Genomic DNA, 16519 nt, shown 5'->3' with positions numbered 1-16519 from the left:
TAACCCGGATAACCGGCAAGAGCGATTCGTTAAAAGCAGTCGATTTAATCGATTAAATCTTTCGAGGCACAACATAATATTTTATTTCTGATAAAAAAAATTTTCTCCTTTTTTATTTTAAAGACACTGGCTTCAACCTGGAACATCCGGAAACGCACCCATCATTCAGGGAAAACTTTCCCCTATTTTTCTGATTTTTAAAAAGAAGATGAGGCTGTCTCAAAAGAAAGGAGCCGTCATATCGACTGAGCCCCGAAAGCCATCGCATGCGCATCAAGCTAAGTGCGACATTCAATCTGCCGGAAAGGGAACTACACTAGTATTTGGGCCATTTCCGCTCCATTAGGAGCTGTGTTTATAGCAATCGCAATGGTATTTGTTCAGGCTCCATAGGACGCCCCGTGTTTACGCGGTCCCGCTGCGGCCTATCGTGTGGACACATTTCAAATAGTTTATAAATAGAGTAAAACCGTGGGTGAGATATTTAGATGTGCGCACTTTCCAATAATCATCGAAACAGATGAATAGAGTGTTGTCTAATTGCATATTTTCCACTTTTTATCAATCGATAAAAAAGTGGAGCAAAAAATCTTTTTCCGCCGGAAGGTGAATTCCGCCGCCTGTTTCGTGGCCGGGCTGCGGCGGAACCGAACCAATCTGCGCTACAGGCCTGGTTATGACACCTTCCTGCAGTTCTATTTTTGAAAAGTCGCTTGCGGCGTCAAAACCGCCATTCCGCTTGATTTGTCCTTTCACTGTCCGGCGGAACCCCCTTCTAAGCCGCATCCGTTCGGAACAAACAACTGTTTTTCATTGGGGGTATTTCTTTTACGTAATTGCAACTTCGGAAATCAACGGATCCGGGGCGCCTATTTTTTACCCAACAGATGTTTTGTATCCAGACAAATTATGCAGGGAAAAGATCAGCGCAGAGAAGGCTGAACAACAATCAACCAGCGGGGGCTTCGACCAACCCCTTCAAAAAGGCCTTGCTGCCACTTTTCGTAATGTAGGTTCGTGGGCGTGGGCGGTCAAACGGCCAGAGGCGTTCGTTTGACCCTGCCCTTTTTGCGCTACTTTTTGGCCCCGATTGATCGGGGAAAAAGTAGAAAAATATAAAAAGCAATATTTTGTGTCCACACGATAGGCTGCGGCGGGAGAGCCGATACGTTGCGTAGATAATCATGAATACTATAAACACGCAGCGCTTACAGCGCCTGAATCATGTTCCTTATCTTGACGCACACGCGAATGCATTTGAGGGAACGGAGATATTTCAGGGTCAATACCAAACATATGATAAGATTACTCGACTCCTCTACGTTTCGCTCGAAATGACGGCTTTTGATACGGCCTCATTTAAAACCGCTGTTTAATTTAATTAAAATTCGCCGCAGCCAGGGTAACCATCTTTCTTATATACAACGTATCCCGGATCGCCCAAAAAATAGTGCAGCCCATCCGGGAACCACAACCAGCTACCACTCAAATACGAAAGGAGACGGAATAGCATTTACTTCGATTGTAACAGCAGTTGCTGTCTTACCCGCGGAAAGCGGATGGCGATCGTAATCCACAACAGCGCTTCTATGGCAACCGGCATTGCCGCGGGTAGTTGATGTTGTACATGGGTGGCAATAGCGCCGCCCATATAGGCCACCAATAACAACGCCCCGATAATAGCGGTTCTTGGTATGATAAAAAGAATAAGCGAAAGGATCTCAACAATCCCGATTGCCAGGTAGGTTTCGGGTGAAAACCCCATAGCGCCCGCCTGCTGTAATGCTGAAGCGTTTTGTGTGAGTTTCATTGATGCGCTCATCGCGAATAAAAGTCCTAAAATGATGGTGAGTACCCATCCGGTGATGTTAATTGCTTTTTGTGACATGATCTTTGTTTTTTTTAATCAGCCACAAAAGTCCAACTAATTACTATACCTTTGTTACTTATTACAAAAAGGATAGTAGTTACAAAAAGAATATTGTATGCAGAAAACAGAAGCCTGTAAAATTTCAAAGCTGGCCATCCGGGATACCCTGGATGTGGTGGGCGGCAAATGGAAACTGGTGCTCACCTCCATTTTAATAGATGGTCCGCGCACGTTTAACACGCTGGCAAAAGAAGCCGGGATCTCGCCCCGCATCCTGTCAAAAGAACTGCAGGAGCTGGAAATGAACGGGCTGGTAAGCCGCACGGTTTGCGACACCAAACCGGTTACGGTGCGCTATGCCATGACGCCTTACAGTGAAACATTAAAAGAAGTATTGGAAGCCATGAACAAATGGGGACAAAATCACCGGCTTAAGATCCTTAAGCAAAAGTAATTTCCATTTGAAACAAGCTTACGGTTGCATTATCATAGTGAGCGGGAAGCCCTTTTGTGTTTTTGAGTTTTGACAATCCTAAAAACTCAAAGCCGGATCTGGTATAGTATGCGATAAGCCCTGGGTTATCGCCCACAGTATCCAACCGGATAAATTTTTTCTTATTTTCCAAAGCGTATTGTTTTGCCCATTCTACAATAGATCCTACAAAATTGTTGCCCCTGAAATCAGGGTGGGTCGCTATCCGGTGAATATATACGGCAGGATCCGCATTGCGTTCTTCCCAGATCTGAGGGTCATCAAAGGTTGTAGCCCAAACACAGGCAATGGTATCATCCAGGATCATTTTCCATTGCCGGTTTTCGGCAATTTCGGTGGCAACGAGGCTTCTTTCAAATGCTGGCCAGTGAACGCTAAATTTGGTCTTTTGAAAATCGGTGGCAATCTGGTACAGCCTGAAAATCTCATCAATATCTTTATGGTTGCTGTTCTGTATTTTCATTGCACTATCTTCTGATTGTTATTATTCCTATACCTTCTTCGTTAACCGGTATCTCAGGTGCGTTGTCTGGTCGGAGGGTATTACTTCAATAATTTGAATTTCATATTTGTCTTTATCAATACCATCAAACAACCGGATACCGCTCTCTAAAAAAACAGGAGCAATATGAATGAAAAATTCTTCCACGAGTCCTGCATTGAGAAATTGCCGGATCGTATCAGCACCGCCCTGTATTCTTATGTCTTTGCCGCCGGCGGATCGTCTTGCCTTTTCCAAAGCACTTTGTATGCCGTCGTTGATGAAATAGAAAGTTGTGGTTCCCTTTTGAACCCAGGGCTCCCGTCGCTCGTGCGTCAGCACATACACATCTGTTTTGTATAAATCTTCCGCCCAATGCACTTCGCCTTCTTCAAACATTCGTTTTCCCATAATGTAAGCACCCGTTCTTGCAAACACCTCATCAATTAACTTGCTGTCTGCGCCGTATTCTTCGCCCCCTTCCCTATTGATATTTTTCCAAAATGCTTTTTGTTTAAACATCCAACTATGAATTTTCCCGGAAACGCCCCCCATTGGGTTGTCGGGGCCCCTGTTGTCCCCCGCAAAGAAACCATCAAGTGATATAGCGCTGTCGAAAATAATTTTGCTCATAATTTTTATTCTTTATTGTTTAGCAGATCTTATTTCAAGGCTAAATTATGCAAGTATTGAATACAACGAACGCTGCGAATGCGATAGACTAAAGGTAGGCTACCACAATCTACCGTTTTGCATATTATTCTTTTTAAAATGATCATTATGATTTAAATTGACAAGACAAAGACGCAGTAACGGGAGGGGAACAAACCGGATCCGGCGTTTTTACAATTTAAAAAATCATGGAAATAGGAATAGATAGTTTTATTGCAACCGGGGCCTATGATGGTCCGCTGCGCCCCGGGGAGAGCCTGCAGGCCATGGAGGCATTATTGGCAAAGATCGAGTTTGCCGACCGGTCTGGATTGCATGTCTTTGGACTGGGCGAACATCATCGCAAAGAGTTTTTGGATGAAGCGCCTGCGGTGATCCTGGCCGCCGCCGCTGCCCGTACTAAAAACATACGCCTGACGAGCGCCGTCACGGTATTAAGTGCGGCGGATCCGGTGCGGGTGTTCCAGGAATACGCCACGTTGGATCTGATCTCCAAAGGCCGTGCGGAGATCGTAGCCGGCAGGGGATCTTTTGTAGATGCATACCCTTTATTCGGGTTGAATCTGGACGATTATGATGCGCTCTTCGCCGAAAAGATCGAATTGCTGCTGGCCATCCGGGATCAGGAAACAGTAACCTGGAAAGGCCGGTTCCGCCCTGCACTGCAGGAGCAGCCTATCTACCCGCGGCCCTACCAGGGATCTCTTCCTGTGTGGATCGGCGTTGGCGGAACACCGCAATCTTTTGTGCGGGCCGGCATGCTGGGCCTGCCGCTGATGGTAGCGGTTATCGGCGGGGAGACGCGTAATTTCCGTCCTTTGATCGACCTGTATTATGAGGCAGGTAAAAAAGCCGGCCACCCGCGTGAAAAGCTAAAAGTAGGATTGCACTTCCTGGGCTATGTAGCTGAAACCACGCAGCAGGCAAAGGACGCGTATTTCCCGGGATACCAGCAAATGATGGGAAAGATCGGCAAGGAACGGGGCTGGGCGGTACCCACACGCGCGCAATTTGAAGCGCAGGCCGGGCCAACCGGGGCCTATGTCGTAGGCGATCCCGGAGAGGTAGCAACAAAGATCCTGCGCCACAGCGAAGCATTAGGGGGCATTTCCAGGTTCACCTTCCAGATGGATAATCCCGGGCTTACCCATGAACAGGTGTACCGATCAATAGAACTGATCGGTACAAAAGTGATCCCATTGGTTAACGGGCCACAAGGTCAATAAATATGTTTATTTTTTGAACGCAGACATGCGCCTAAATAACGCAGCCAACCGGAAATAAATATTTTTCCATCTGTTTTATTGTTTTGATCCTGCCAAATAAAGGTTGCAACCGCTTTGGGGGTAATATTGAAGCCCCTCGCCTGCCTGCTGAACTAAATAGTACAACCAATTCAAAAGCACGCTACGCCCGGATAAAAATGTCGTTCTTACCGAACCACAGGATACTCAGGAGAGCTTCAGTTTTTCTTCTTCCAGATCCAACTGCATCAGTTGCCCGCGTATGATCTCTTCATTGGTCTTCAGATCTTTATTCCATTCATGCAACCAGTCCCGTTGTTTATTGATCACTTCCAGGTACACATTGCGGCAAACCACGTTTAGCTGTTCATTTCCCGTAAACTCCTTTTTACTTTCCCAGATCTGTGAGATCTTTTGAAGCGCCGGCTGTGCAGTTAATTCGTCCGCATAGTGCTCCCGCATATAACTCAGACTATTGCTGGCCAATCGTTGACTGATCATTTTGCGTTCTTCTTCATAAGCAGGATGATGATCAGGATCTTCCAGCCGCAGTACTTTTATAAACCAGGGCATCGTGAGCCCCTGAACGATCAGCGTAAGAAGGATAACAATAAAAGTGATAAAAAGGATCAGGTTACGCTGCGGAAAAGGAATCGTTGTTCCCGTAAGAACCGCGGGTATCGATAAAGCCGCAGCCAGTGACACAACGCCCCGCATACCCGACCAGCCAAATATAAAAGGAGCTTTCCAGTTGCGGGGGGCTCCGGCCGTCCGGATATACCTGCTGATAAAAAGGGTAAAACCAATAGCTCCATAGGCCGACAGCAGGCGCCCCACGATGAGCACCCCTGTTATCAGTACGCCGTAGCCGATCGCCTCGTTCATGCTTACATCTCCCAACCCGTTTGCAATCGATGGCAGCGCCAACCCGATCAGCATAAAGACCAGCCCGTTGAGCACAAAGCCCAGCGCAGACCAAACGCTGGTGACCCGGAGCCGGCTGCTGCTGTTCATGATCCGGTGCTGATGGGTAGACAGGAACAGCCCCCCGCTCACAACCGCCAGCACCCCCGAAACGTGGAGCGATTCTGCAGCCAGGTACATTGCATAAGGCGCCACCAGCGTAAACACCAGGTCGATATTTACATCAGTAGGCAGCCACCGGTGCAATAAATAGAACAAAAAGCCTACCGCCAGCCCAATAGCAATACCTGCCAGTATCACCCAGAAAAAACTAAAGGCGGCATCCCGGAACACAAAGCTCCCCGTTTCCACCGCTACCAATGCAAAGCGAAACACGATCAGGCTCGATGCGTCGTTCAATAAGCTCTCTCCTTCTATAATGGCCTCCAGCGCCTTGGGCACTTTTACCGATTTCATAATAGCAGAAGCGCTTACGGCATCGGGGGGCGATACAATGCCGCCCAACAGAAAACCCAATGCCAGGCTAAACCCGGGGATAAAACTGCTGGCTACCCAGGCCACCACCAGGGAGGTGAGGATTACGATCAAAAATGCAAAACTGCTAATGATACGCCGGAACCGCCAAAACTCTTTCCAGGAAGTTTGCCAGGCAGCCTCATATAAAAGAGGCGGCAAAAAAACAAAGAAAATAAGTTCGTGATTGATTTCCACTACCGGCATCGCCGGTATCAGGCTGATTGCCAGCCCACCCAATACCAGTATGATCGGGTAGGCAACATTAATACGCTTCGCCAGCATAACCAACAGCATAATAAACACGATCAGCAGGAGATAAAAGGGAAGGTGATGCAACATAATATTGAATCTACTAAAAAATACAATACCGGCATTAATAAGAAACCCTTTTATAATAGCTGCGCTGAGCAAAATGCTGTTCCGGACACTACCAAACGACGCCATCTACAAGGGAATATATGGGCGGCTTTCCGGAAGCGAAGAGCCCGGAAATTTTATATCCCATGGAGTTGTGCAGACGGCCATCTGCCGGTTTCTGTATGTGCTATCAAAGAAAAGAGCGGTTTTTAAGGAAAAAAACGTATCTTTGCACCGTTAATTTGAGTTACCGCTCTATTATAAGCACGCGCTTTTCAGCATTTCCGCTTTATATTATTTGCCTTTCTCGAATCATTTATCAATTATTAAATTTTTTCAAAATGAACATTTTCGTGTCCAATCTTGGGTACAGCTTTACCTCTGAAGACCTTTCTGAATTATTTTCATCATACGGTGCTGTGGATAGCGCCCGCGTCATCACAGACAAAATCACCCGGCAAAGCAGGGGTTTTGGATTTGTTGAAATGCCGGATGAAAATGCCGCTATTAAGGCGATCCGGGATCTGAACGGCACCATGCAGGACGGCCGCTCTATTAAAGTATCCGAGGCACGTCCCAAAGAAGAAAAGCCCAGCTATTCTAACCGCTGGTAAAAGAAATGCCGGTTATTCAGTTATTTAAAGACCTTAAAAAGAAGATCACATGGATGCAGCATCTATAGAAAAATTTTTAGCAACCAATACTAAAAAAGCGGGGACTATAAACATTCATTTCAAAGATCGGGCAACTGTGACCGGCATTTTTATAAACACCCGTGATTATGATGAGCTGAAAGCAAAAAACTTCTGGCGTGTGGTGCACACTAAAAACCTGGAACGGTGGAAACAAACGAAGGACATTAACCTGTCGCGCTTATTCAGCGGATCGGGATTTACCCGCTTAAGCGCTGCCGCTCAATAGGCATTTGCTGATTACTGCGAGACATCGCATTACTTAATTATTTAACTTAAAAAAACAGAATGGCAGAAAGCTGGAATAAACGGGAAAGAGAATTAAAAAAGAAGAACGCTAAAAAGAAAAAAGAAGAAAAAAAACAGGAACGTAAAGAGCATGCCGATAAAGGCAAAAGCTTTGATGATATGCTTGCCTATGTAGATGAATACGGCAACCTGTCTGCCACACCACCCGACAGAACCCACAAACCCATTACTGACATCCCACCCGTTGTAGCCAATAGCCGGGCCTTAAATCCAGTCGATAACACCCATACAGGCGTTGTTACTTTTTACGACAGCAACAAAGGATTCGGATTTATTAAGGACACCCATACAGGCGAAAGCATTTTCGTACACGTGAACGCATCGGCTGTTGAATTAAAAGAAAACCTGAAAGTTGCTTTTGAAATAGAGCGCGGCCCCAAAGGCCTGATAGCTGTAAATGTAAAAGCCGCCGTTTGATTTTCCGTTTCCAATTGATTCCGCAGATTCATGGCCATTATTCATGAAAAAACGGATAGAGGATCCTTTACTTTCTGGCACCAGCGTTTCATTTTATGAGGTGTAATCTGGATTATTCCGGTCGGCCCTTTACCGGGAGCCCGATTCGTTTGCTCGGCCCCCATCATTCTTCATAATAAAAAATAAGATTGGCCTTGTTTTCAGCCATAACGGCCCGTAGCTTATCTTAGCTTTATAATTTAATAAACTATGAGGCTGTCCGGATTTTTTTTGGCATTCATTTTTTGCTGTAATTTTTTATTTACCCAAGCACAGTCCATGCCATCCGATTGGCTGGTTACGCCGGTTAAAAGCAGGGCAGTTGTTACGGAAAGCGCTGATAAAAAAGAGCTCCTTTTGAACAACGGGTTGGTGCAGCGCCGTTTTCGGATGCAACCCAATGTAGCCTGTATCGATTATAAAAACAGCAGCACCGGTCAACAATTATTGCGCGCTGTAAAACCCGAGGCGCGTGTTACCCTTGACGGGATTTCATATAACATAGGCGGCCTCTATGGTCAGACAGAACAAGCCTACCTGTTACCCAAATGGATCGATTCTTTTAAAAAACGGGACAGTGATTTTGTTTATGTACGCCATGAGGTTTTGGACCTGCCGCCCTACCTTAGCCCCCAAACAAAATGCTGGGCAACGAACCGGAAATCCGCCACCGGCAAACTATTGAATTTTATTTACCAATCGCCGTTAGCCGCGCTCCGCGGCCTGGAGATCACTGTGCATTATGAGCTTTACGATGGACTGCCCTTAATTGCTAAATGGCTGAGCATCGATAACCGGTCTCCCAAAGCAGTTCGCATCAATCAACTGGTTAATGAGATCCTGGGTATGGTGGAAGAACAAAGCGCCGTTGTAGGAAGCCCGGAACAAATGGAAAAGCCTTCAGGATTATATATCGAATCCAATTACGCTTTTAATAATGCCATGCGTTATAACCTGAGCGACCAGACGACTCACTGGAAACCGGATCCGGGCTATACTTCACAGGTGAATTATAATTATCAAACGCCCTGCCTGCTGGAAGTATACCCCGATCATGGCCCCGGCATTGATCTGCAACCCGGCGGACAATTTATTTCCATCCGCACCTACGAGCTGGCTATGGATAGCTATGACCGTCAGCGAAGAGGTATGGCAGTACAGCAACTATACCGTACCATTGCCCCCTGGACAACAGCCAATCCCATTTTCATGCACCTCGTTAGTAAAAATGATGATGAGGTATACAAGGCCATCGATCAGTGTGCCGCCACCGGTTATGAAGCCCTGATCCTGAGTTTTGGCAGTCATATCAATATGGAAAATGTCGCTCCCGAAAACCTGAACCGTTGCAAAAAAATAGCGGATTACGCGCATACGAAGGGCATCAAGGTCGGCGCCTATTCTTTGTTCAGCTCCAGGAAGATCAGCGAAGCTGATGATGTCATCAATCCAAAGACCGGCAAAACCGGGGGCGCCTTTTTTGGAAATGCGCCCTGCTTTGGCAGCAAATGGGGCCTGGCTTACCGCGATAAAATAAAACAATTTTTTACGAGTACCGGGTTTGATATCTGGGAGAACGATGGCCCCTATCCTGGTGATCTTTGTGCGTCAACTACTCATCCCGGGCATAGGGATGTGGACGATAGTCAATGGCGGCAAATGGAAATTCAAAAAGAATTGTATCACTGGCTGAATAACCGTGGTATTTATATCAATGCCCCCGACTGGTATTTCCTGGATGGAACCAATAAAATTGCATTGGGTTATCGTGAGGTCAATTTTTCGTTATCGCGCGCGCAGCAAAAAATATTGAACCGGCAAAATATTTTTGATGGCACCTGGGACAAAACCCCTTCTATGGGTTGGGGATTTGTACCGCTTACCCGCTACCAGGGTGGCGGTCCGGAAGCAGTGCTGGAGCCGCTTTCAGAACATCTCAGCGATTATGAGCAGCTTATGATGCAATATTATGGCGCCGGCATACAGGCCTGTTACAGAGGCCCCCGGCTTTACGACACCGATACTACGAGAAAGCTGGTTTCAAAAGTAATTCAGTGGTATAAAAAGTACCGGAACATTCTTAACTCCGACATCATCCACCTGCGCCGGGCCGATGGCCGGGACTGGGACGGCTGGCTGCACACTAACCCTTCTTTGAAAGAAAAAGGCTTCATCATGCTGTTTAATCCCACCAACGAAATAATAAAGCGGCAAATAACAATACCGTTATATTATACCGGCCTTAGTACTACCGCTAAGATCCGGGAAAAGGAAGGAACCGCCAGAACTTATTCCCTTAACAGGAATTACGAGGTAGTACTTCCGGTTACTTTATTACCGAATAGTTATTCGTGGTGGGTAGTGGAATGATTCCTTGTTCAGCGAAAATCTGCGGGAGCAACCGCAAAAAATTAACACTCCTGACATACAGTTGTCATAACGCCGAAATAATTTTAAGTTCTTAAACATTTAAAAATTATTACAATGACAACACAACAGGTAGCCGATCGTTTTTACGAGCTGGACACAAAGCATGATTTCCAGACTATTTACTCAGAATTATATGCGCCCGATGCCAAAAGCATTGAGCCCGCACACAGCCATTGGGGCACGGTTCAGGGCATGGAAGCCATCCATGAAAAAGGAAAACAGTTCAATGAACTTATTGAAGAAATACACGGTGGCTATACCAACCCTCCTATTGTTGCCGGCAACTTCTTTGCCTGTGCCATGGGTTTCGAAGCTACTTTCAAAGGACAGGGCCGCAGCAAAACGGATGAGATCGCCGTATACGAAGTAAAGGACGGAAAGATCATCTCCGAGCAATTCTTTTATTAAAGGCGTGAGGCGATACTGATACCTTGAAAAATTTGTTTCTTTAATAAAACGAGCAGGGCTGCTTACCGGTCTGTTCTGAACGGAGCAGCCGGCAGCCCTGCTTTATTGATCAGATTAGGGTTCACCGGGTTGTCTGCCCAGGCATAGCGTACAAATTTTGGGGCCGCTATTTTATCATTCGACAGAATAATGCGCGGGCCTTCGATCCGGGCATCGGCCCACACAAATTTTTTGTCGGCGCCCGCGATCGCAAATTCAGCCGGAGGGGCGCCATCACTGGTGGCCAGGCCGCTGGCTGTAGTATTAAATGTGACGATAATTTTATTTCCCTCAACAGCGGAAGATTGATAAACCGGGCCACTGTAAACAATATTTTCCTTATAAGCAACCTTCTCGGCAGCCAGCGCCAGCCGGTCTCCCACTTCTTTTTTCCGGTCGGGATGTATATCATTCCATTCGCCCAGGTCAATCGCCACGGCCATTCCTGTATTGGGCAGAGACAGGGATTTTGCCTGGGCTTCTCTGAACAGCGCCCATGTGCTTTCGGATGGCAGGTAATTATACTCCATATATCCCGGCAATTGAACAAATAAAAAAGGAAGGTTTCCCTGGTGCCACCTGGAACGCCAGTCGGTGATCATCGCAGGCTGTAACTGGCTGTAGGCATGGGGTTTCCCGGTATTACTCTCGCCCTGGTACCAGGCAAAACCCCTGATGGTATAACCGGTAACCGGCGACAGCATGGCATTGTATAAAGCAGCCGGCTGGTATTGTTTTATAAAACTATTCGTAATCCCAGTTTGCCGCGGCAGATACACCTGCCCAACTTTATAGCGCCAGTAACCCGTTAATGCAACTGTATCCCCACCCGCAATTAGCTGGTAGGGCTTATCCGGCACAAAACCTCCTTTGCCGCTATTATTAGTAACGCGCACCACAAAAAGATTTTTCCCGGCTTTTAATACACCTTCAGGAACGGGGTAGCGGCGCTGCGGGTACAGGTAAGAGGTGGTGCCCACTTTCACCCCGTTGATGTACAGGTCATCAGCATCCACGATCCTGCCCAGGAAAACTTTCGCCTGTTGCTTCGTCATTGCCGCCGGCACTTCCACCTCCCTGCGGTACCATACCGCACCATCCAGGTCCCGGATACCCTGGTCTTCCCAATAACCCGGAACGGCAATGGAACGCCAGCCTACGGGTGTATAATCCGGGCTAAACCATTTTTCCAGCAGCCCTTTATCGGCAATTGCGGGCGGTTTGCTGTTAGTATTTCCTGAAGCGAAACTATTGACATATGCCGTATCCTTATTTTTTAAAACGCTGTTGTAAATTTCAGGGAACGGTTTCAGGCTTTCTTCACTCATCCATGCTTCAATAGGAGAACCACCCCAGGTGGCATTGATCAGCCCTATGGGCACATGGTATTTTTCATACAACGCTTTTGCAAAAAAATAAGCCACTGCCGAAAACTGCTTTACGTCTTCCGGATCAGCAGCCTTCCAGGAACCTGCAGGCAGCTCTTTTTGCGGCTCCTGTAAATTCGTAACGCCGGGCACCTTAAACTGGCGGATCTCCGGGTAATGTGCGTTTTCTATTTCCCGGGCATAAACGACGCTGTGCAGCGCCAACTGATGTTCCATATTCGACTGACCGGAGCAAAGCCATACCTCGCCGATCAGGATATTGCGGAGCAGAATAGTATTCTTCCCGGTTATCTGCATTTCATAAGGGCCGCCTGCTTTTTCCGGCGCCAGGAGCACAGCCCAGTTCCCGCCAGGAGCGGTTGTTGTTTTATATTTTTTGCCCTTAAACAAAACAGTAACGTTTTCACCGGCAGTAGCCCAGCCCCATATTTTGATCTTAGTATCTCTCTGTAAAACCATACTATCACGTATGATCCGGGGCAGTTGCACCTGTGCAACACCCCACCATGATTTTAATATAAAAAGCAGGACGCAGCTAACTTTTTTCATCTTTCAATAACTTTTAAATCCCCGTAGGGGTCGATCGTTTTTATAAACCCGTTTTCATCGTATTGCAGCCGGGTTACTTTGATACTGCGCAGATGGGTTACTCCTTTGCTCAGGCTGCTGTCATGATAAAACAAATACCATTCGCCGTTACATTCCACAATGGAATGATGTGTTGTCCAGCCCGCCACAGGATTCAAAATTGTACCGGCATAGGTAAACGGTCCGCACGGATGTTCTCCTATGGCATAACAAATAAAATGTGTGTCGCCGGTTGAATAAGAGAAATAATATTTCCCGTTATACTTATGCATCCAACTGGCTTCAAAAAATCTTCTGTTCCCGTCTCCCTGCAAAAGGGGCGCGCCCTTTTTGTCAGTAATGACCACATCTTTCGGCGCTTCGGCAAACTCCAGCCAATCGGCGGTAAGCAGGGCTACTTTCGGGCATAGCGCCGGCTCATCTTCTTTTGGTAAATGAGCAAAAGGACTTTCGGGCTCCGAGCCCTCAAACACCCCGGTGCGCCAGCGTTGTAGCTGGCCGCCCCAGATGCCGCCAAAGTACATATAACAACTGCCGTCATCATCTTTAAATACTGCAGGATCAATTGAAAAACTATTCCTGATCGCTTCAGGCCGGGGAACGAACGGGCCCTCCGGCGCATTGCCCACGGCTACGCCGATCCGGAAAATACCTTCATAATCTTTTGCAGGAAAGAAAAGATAATACCTGCCATCTTTTTCATTGGCATCGGGCGCCCATAGCTGTTTTTCGGCCCAGGGCACTTCGTTTACATGCAGCGCCATGCCACAGTCCGTTGCCGTGCCGGAAGGGCTGTCCATAGCAATAACATGATAATCTTCCATAGCAAAATGACTGCCCAGGTCGTCAAACGCATCGCCGGCATCAATATCGTGCGATGGATAAATATATATTTTGCCATTGAACACATGCGCCGAGGGATCGGCTGTATAAATATGTTCAATCAGTGGCCGGGACAGCGCCTTCTGATCCAGGTCTTCAAAATTGATATGTTGTACACTTTCTTCGGGCATAATACGAACCGGGTTTATATTATAATTTCATACTCCTTACCTGCTTCAGGTCTGCTTCAATCGCTACCTCCATTTTTTTATCAATCGGATAAAAAAACAACAATATACAACCTGCCAGGAACGGGATAGCGGGAAAAATACTTACCAGCAGTTTTGTTCCCTGTATGGCGCTTGCCGGTTCCACATTGCTATCGGGAATATAGGCATAAAGCCCCAGTATCCAGGTAAGCAATGCGCTTCCCAGGCTTAGTCCCACTTTTAGCCCAACCATCATTGCAGAGAAAATAATGGCCGTGGCCCGGCGGTTATTTTTCCATTCGCTGTAATCGGCAACATCTGCAATCATTGCCCACAACAGGGGAATGGTTAACCCATAAAAGAAGCCATGCAGGATCTGGGATGCAAACATAAGGCCTACCGCCTGTGGAGGATAAAATACAAATGCCAGGATAAAGAGGGTTGAGAGAAACAGGCAAATGCCAAAAACATCACGTTTGCCATATTTATCTGCAAACTTTTTCGACAGTATAATACCAACGATCATAAAAATAATTCCACCGGCATTAAACAAGCCAAACCCGGCAGAGACGGGATCTTCGCCAAAAAAATTCAGCCCGGCTCCTGAAAGAAAACCGATAACGGGGTGAACAAAAGCAGCAAGCCGCTCCTTATTCACATAGTTCTTAAAGTAATAAACATAGGAACCGCCTTTCATCGCCAGGGTAACAAATACCAGCGTGGTAAGGACCAGCATAATGATCCAGGGCCTGTTCTTCAGCAGATCTCCAAGATCTTCCTTTACCCCCGAGCGCTGTTCGGCCGACGGCACAATACGTTCCCGGGTAGTAAAGAAGGTAATAAGCAAAAGGACTGTTCCAATTACTGCAAGCCAGGTCATTACTTTTTCAATACCTGCCGACTTATTTCCGTGGCCGGCAGCTTCGATAATAGACAACATAAATACCTGCACAAAAAACTGGGCAAGCATCACGGCAACAAAGCGATAAGACGACAGGCTGTTGCGCTCTTTCCTATCCCCGGTGATGACACCGCTCAGCGCAGCGTAAGGAAGATTGTTAGAGGCATAGAACAACAGCAGCAAGGAATACGTTGCAGCCGCGTAGATCACTTTCCCCTTATAAGAAAAAGCCGGCGTGCTGAACGCCAGGATCGCTACGATCCCCAGCGGAACAGCCGTCCATAAGATCCAGGGCCTGAATTTTCCCCAGCGGGTCGCTGTTCTGTCGGCCAGCGCACCGATCACGGGGTTAAAGCCAAAAGCTGCAATCAAACCTACAATAAGCATTATCACCGAAGCATGTTCCGGTTTTAATCCATAAATATCAGTATAAAAAAAAGCAAGGTAGGTCAGCAGGGTTTGAAACACCAGGTTCGCCGCCAGGTCACCCAGGCTGTATCCAAGTTTTTCCGCCACTGAAAGTTTCTGGCTATTGCCAATCTTTTCACTCATTGTATTTTATATTTTTCTGGTCGAAGTTGTTCGAACTTCATTTTTTAAGTTTAGCGTCAATAACAGCATAAAATGCGGACTTGGGTTTTCCCTGCCGGTCAAATAAAAGCGGGTAATTGCGGCGGCCCGGTATCGGCCAGTCATTCAACCAGCTTTGTGCATCATGCACGCCCCAAAAGGTTACTCTTGCAATTTTATCCTTATGTTTTAAAAATATCCGGAAAAGCGTTGCGTAATCAGCCGCCAGTTGTTGTCGTATGCTGTCCGGCAGCCCGTTTACATAGGGGTTTGAAGCGGCATCCCCTTTAAAATGCTGCCCCACTTCGGCGCCGGTCACTTTTGTAGGCAGTACATTTATATCCAGCTCCGTGATCGCTACTTTAACGCCCTGCGCTGCATATTGCTCAATACTCTCTTCAATGGCTTTAAAAGGAACTTTTCCCAGGTGCCAGTGCCCCTGTATGCCCACGCCGTCAATGCGCGCACCTGCCTTTTTAAGCTCCTGAATAACCCGTATGCACCCGGCCCTTTTGGCGGGCTGCTCATTGTTATAATCGTTATAATACAGAGCGGTATTGGGCGCCGCCGCCGCTGCTAACTTAAACGCATCAACAATATACTGATCCCCCAGTTTGGTCAAAAATATTGACTTCCGCAGGGTGCCATCCTCATTCAACGCTTCGTTAACCACATCCCAGGATTGAACCTTGCCGGAAAAATGCTCTGCAACGGTTTTAATATGATCCGTAAAAAAAGTACGGAACGAGTCTATATTTTGAATGCGATGTACAAACGGTGGCAGTTGACTGTGCCAGACCAGGGTATGACCATTCACCTGCAGCTTATGACGCTTTGCATAAGCTATGAGCTGGTCTCCTTTTGAAAAATCGTAGGTGCCCCAGACCGGATGCAGCCTTTCTGCTTTCATAACATCTTCCGGTGTAACCGTATTAAATTGCTGCGGGATTAAAACAGCCGCCGCCCTGTCCTTACCCGTTATCTGCGGCCAGTTTAAAGCAGCGCCAATTAAAAAATCACTTTTAAAAACTTCTTTTAAAGAAGGTATTTGCTGCGCTTTATTTTTTTGCGCAGTAACACTTCCAAGCAATAACAGGCTGCAAAACGCTATGCATATGGGGTATGTTTTTTTCATTTTTTACTTAATTAT

General features: G+C 46.8%; 15 protein-coding genes. 7 read left to right on the top strand and 8 right to left on the bottom strand.

What is annotated here, in order from left to right; all coding sequences use genetic code 11:
* Window positions 1-1513: 1513 nt before the first annotated feature.
* The gene (locus tag NIASO_RS01755; protein WP_008581921.1) at window positions 1514-1888 is read right to left on the bottom strand and encodes a DoxX family protein; all 375 of its coding nucleotides are present in this window, start codon (window positions 1886-1888) and stop codon (window positions 1514-1516) included.
* A gap of 97 nt (window positions 1889-1985) precedes the next feature.
* On the opposite strand from NIASO_RS01755, the gene NIASO_RS01750 reads away from it, so the two are divergent.
* A complete protein-coding gene (locus NIASO_RS01750; RefSeq protein ID WP_008581923.1) occupies window positions 1986-2324 on the top strand; it encodes a winged helix-turn-helix transcriptional regulator in 339 nt (112 codons plus the stop codon).
* On the opposite strand, the gene NIASO_RS01745 is transcribed toward NIASO_RS01750, so the two are convergent.
* Both NIASO_RS01745 and NIASO_RS01740 read right to left on the bottom strand, forming a co-directional pair.
* Window positions 2311-2826 (bottom strand): GNAT family N-acetyltransferase, encoded by a 516-nt coding sequence (locus NIASO_RS01745; protein ID WP_008581924.1) that lies wholly within the window; start codon window positions 2824-2826, stop codon window positions 2311-2313. The two genes, NIASO_RS01750 and NIASO_RS01745, sit on opposite strands and share 14 nt — an antisense overlap.
* Before the next feature lie 27 nt (window positions 2827-2853).
* A complete protein-coding gene (locus NIASO_RS01740) occupies window positions 2854-3477 on the bottom strand; it encodes a dihydrofolate reductase family protein (protein ID WP_008581926.1) in 624 nt (207 codons plus the stop codon).
* 227 nt (window positions 3478-3704) lie between these two features.
* Here NIASO_RS01740 and NIASO_RS01735 point away from each other — a divergent pair, with 227 nt between their 5' ends.
* Complete coding sequence (locus NIASO_RS01735) at window positions 3705-4742, top strand: Atu2307/SP_0267 family LLM class monooxygenase (RefSeq protein WP_008581928.1); 1038 nt, start codon at window positions 3705-3707, stop codon at window positions 4740-4742.
* A gap of 225 nt (window positions 4743-4967) precedes the next feature.
* On the opposite strand, the gene NIASO_RS01730 is transcribed toward NIASO_RS01735, so the two are convergent.
* On the bottom strand, window positions 4968-6644 hold the full coding sequence (locus NIASO_RS01730; RefSeq protein WP_008581931.1) for a Na+/H+ antiporter: 1677 nt from the start codon (window positions 6642-6644) through the stop codon (window positions 4968-4970).
* 254 nt (window positions 6645-6898) lie between these two features.
* Between NIASO_RS01730 and NIASO_RS01720 the strand changes: the two genes are divergently transcribed.
* From NIASO_RS01720 to NIASO_RS01700, 5 genes are all read left to right on the top strand, one after another.
* A complete protein-coding gene (locus NIASO_RS01720; protein WP_008581932.1) occupies window positions 6899-7171 on the top strand; it encodes an RNA recognition motif domain-containing protein in 273 nt (90 codons plus the stop codon).
* A gap of 49 nt (window positions 7172-7220) precedes the next feature.
* Window positions 7221-7478 (top strand): hypothetical protein, encoded by a 258-nt coding sequence (locus NIASO_RS01715; RefSeq protein ID WP_008581934.1) that lies wholly within the window; start codon window positions 7221-7223, stop codon window positions 7476-7478.
* 59 nt (window positions 7479-7537) lie between these two features.
* Complete coding sequence (locus NIASO_RS01710) at window positions 7538-7975, top strand: cold-shock protein (protein ID WP_008581936.1); 438 nt, start codon at window positions 7538-7540, stop codon at window positions 7973-7975.
* A 318-nt stretch (window positions 7976-8293) separates the two neighbouring features.
* Window positions 8294-10384, top strand: a complete 2091-nt coding sequence (locus NIASO_RS01705) for an alpha-galactosidase (RefSeq protein ID WP_211139876.1) — start codon at window positions 8294-8296, stop codon at window positions 10382-10384.
* Between the two features lie 114 nt (window positions 10385-10498).
* Window positions 10499-10852: a nuclear transport factor 2 family protein gene (locus NIASO_RS01700; protein WP_008581940.1), complete on the top strand. Its 354-nt coding sequence runs from the start codon at window positions 10499-10501 to the stop codon at window positions 10850-10852.
* Between the two features lie 62 nt (window positions 10853-10914).
* Here the strand turns inward: NIASO_RS01700 and NIASO_RS01695 are convergent, their stop codons facing one another.
* Genes NIASO_RS01695 through NIASO_RS01680 form a run of 4 tightly spaced genes read right to left on the bottom strand, consistent with a single transcriptional unit; the run spans window position 10915 to window position 16504 of the window.
* Window positions 10915-12828 (bottom strand): sialate O-acetylesterase, encoded by a 1914-nt coding sequence (locus NIASO_RS01695; protein ID WP_008581942.1) that lies wholly within the window; start codon window positions 12826-12828, stop codon window positions 10915-10917.
* Window positions 12825-13880: a glycoside hydrolase family 43 protein gene (locus NIASO_RS01690; protein WP_008581944.1), complete on the bottom strand. Its 1056-nt coding sequence runs from the start codon at window positions 13878-13880 to the stop codon at window positions 12825-12827. Before NIASO_RS01690 ends, NIASO_RS01695 begins: the two co-directional genes overlap by 4 nt.
* 19 nt (window positions 13881-13899) lie before the next feature.
* On the bottom strand, window positions 13900-15351 hold the full coding sequence (locus NIASO_RS01685; protein ID WP_008581946.1) for an MFS transporter: 1452 nt from the start codon (window positions 15349-15351) through the stop codon (window positions 13900-13902).
* Between the two features lie 37 nt (window positions 15352-15388).
* Window positions 15389-16504, bottom strand: a complete 1116-nt coding sequence (locus NIASO_RS01680; protein ID WP_008581948.1) for an endo-1,4-beta-xylanase — start codon at window positions 16502-16504, stop codon at window positions 15389-15391.
* Window positions 16505-16519 lie beyond the last annotated feature (15 nt).

It is taken from the genome of Niabella soli DSM 19437, from assembly GCF_000243115.2.
GTDB lineage: Bacteria > Bacteroidota > Bacteroidia > Chitinophagales > Chitinophagaceae > Niabella > Niabella soli.
This window is presented reverse-complemented; position numbering and strand designations above follow the sequence as displayed.

Bases quoted from the DNA above. Each gene is read 5' to 3' on its own strand.
- NIASO_RS01755 (WP_008581921.1), bottom strand. From the start codon at position 1,888: ATGTCACAAAAAGCAATTAACATCACCGGATGGGTACTCACCATCATT.
- NIASO_RS01750 (WP_008581923.1), top strand. From the start codon at position 1,986: ATGCAGAAAACAGAAGCCTGTAAAATTTCAAAGCTGGCCATCCGGGAT.
- NIASO_RS01745 (WP_008581924.1), bottom strand. From the start codon at position 2,826: ATGAAAATACAGAACAGCAACCATAAAGATATTGATGAGATTTTCAGG.
- NIASO_RS01740 (WP_008581926.1), bottom strand. From the start codon at position 3,477: ATGAGCAAAATTATTTTCGACAGCGCTATATCACTTGATGGTTTCTTT.
- NIASO_RS01735 (WP_008581928.1), top strand. From the start codon at position 3,705: ATGGAAATAGGAATAGATAGTTTTATTGCAACCGGGGCCTATGATGGT.
- NIASO_RS01730 (WP_008581931.1), bottom strand. From the start codon at position 6,644: ATGGCGTCGTTTGGTAGTGTCCGGAACAGCATTTTGCTCAGCGCAGCT.
- NIASO_RS01720 (WP_008581932.1), top strand. From the start codon at position 6,899: ATGAACATTTTCGTGTCCAATCTTGGGTACAGCTTTACCTCTGAAGAC.
- NIASO_RS01715 (WP_008581934.1), top strand. From the start codon at position 7,221: ATGGATGCAGCATCTATAGAAAAATTTTTAGCAACCAATACTAAAAAA.
- NIASO_RS01710 (WP_008581936.1), top strand. From the start codon at position 7,538: ATGGCAGAAAGCTGGAATAAACGGGAAAGAGAATTAAAAAAGAAGAAC.
- NIASO_RS01705 (WP_211139876.1), top strand. From the start codon at position 8,294: ATGCCATCCGATTGGCTGGTTACGCCGGTTAAAAGCAGGGCAGTTGTT.
- NIASO_RS01700 (WP_008581940.1), top strand. From the start codon at position 10,499: ATGACAACACAACAGGTAGCCGATCGTTTTTACGAGCTGGACACAAAG.
- NIASO_RS01695 (WP_008581942.1), bottom strand. From the start codon at position 12,828: ATGAAAAAAGTTAGCTGCGTCCTGCTTTTTATATTAAAATCATGGTGG.
- NIASO_RS01690 (WP_008581944.1), bottom strand. From the start codon at position 13,880: ATGCCCGAAGAAAGTGTACAACATATCAATTTTGAAGACCTGGATCAG.
- NIASO_RS01685 (WP_008581946.1), bottom strand. From the start codon at position 15,351: ATGAGTGAAAAGATTGGCAATAGCCAGAAACTTTCAGTGGCGGAAAAA.
- NIASO_RS01680 (WP_008581948.1), bottom strand. From the start codon at position 16,504: ATGAAAAAAACATACCCCATATGCATAGCGTTTTGCAGCCTGTTATTG.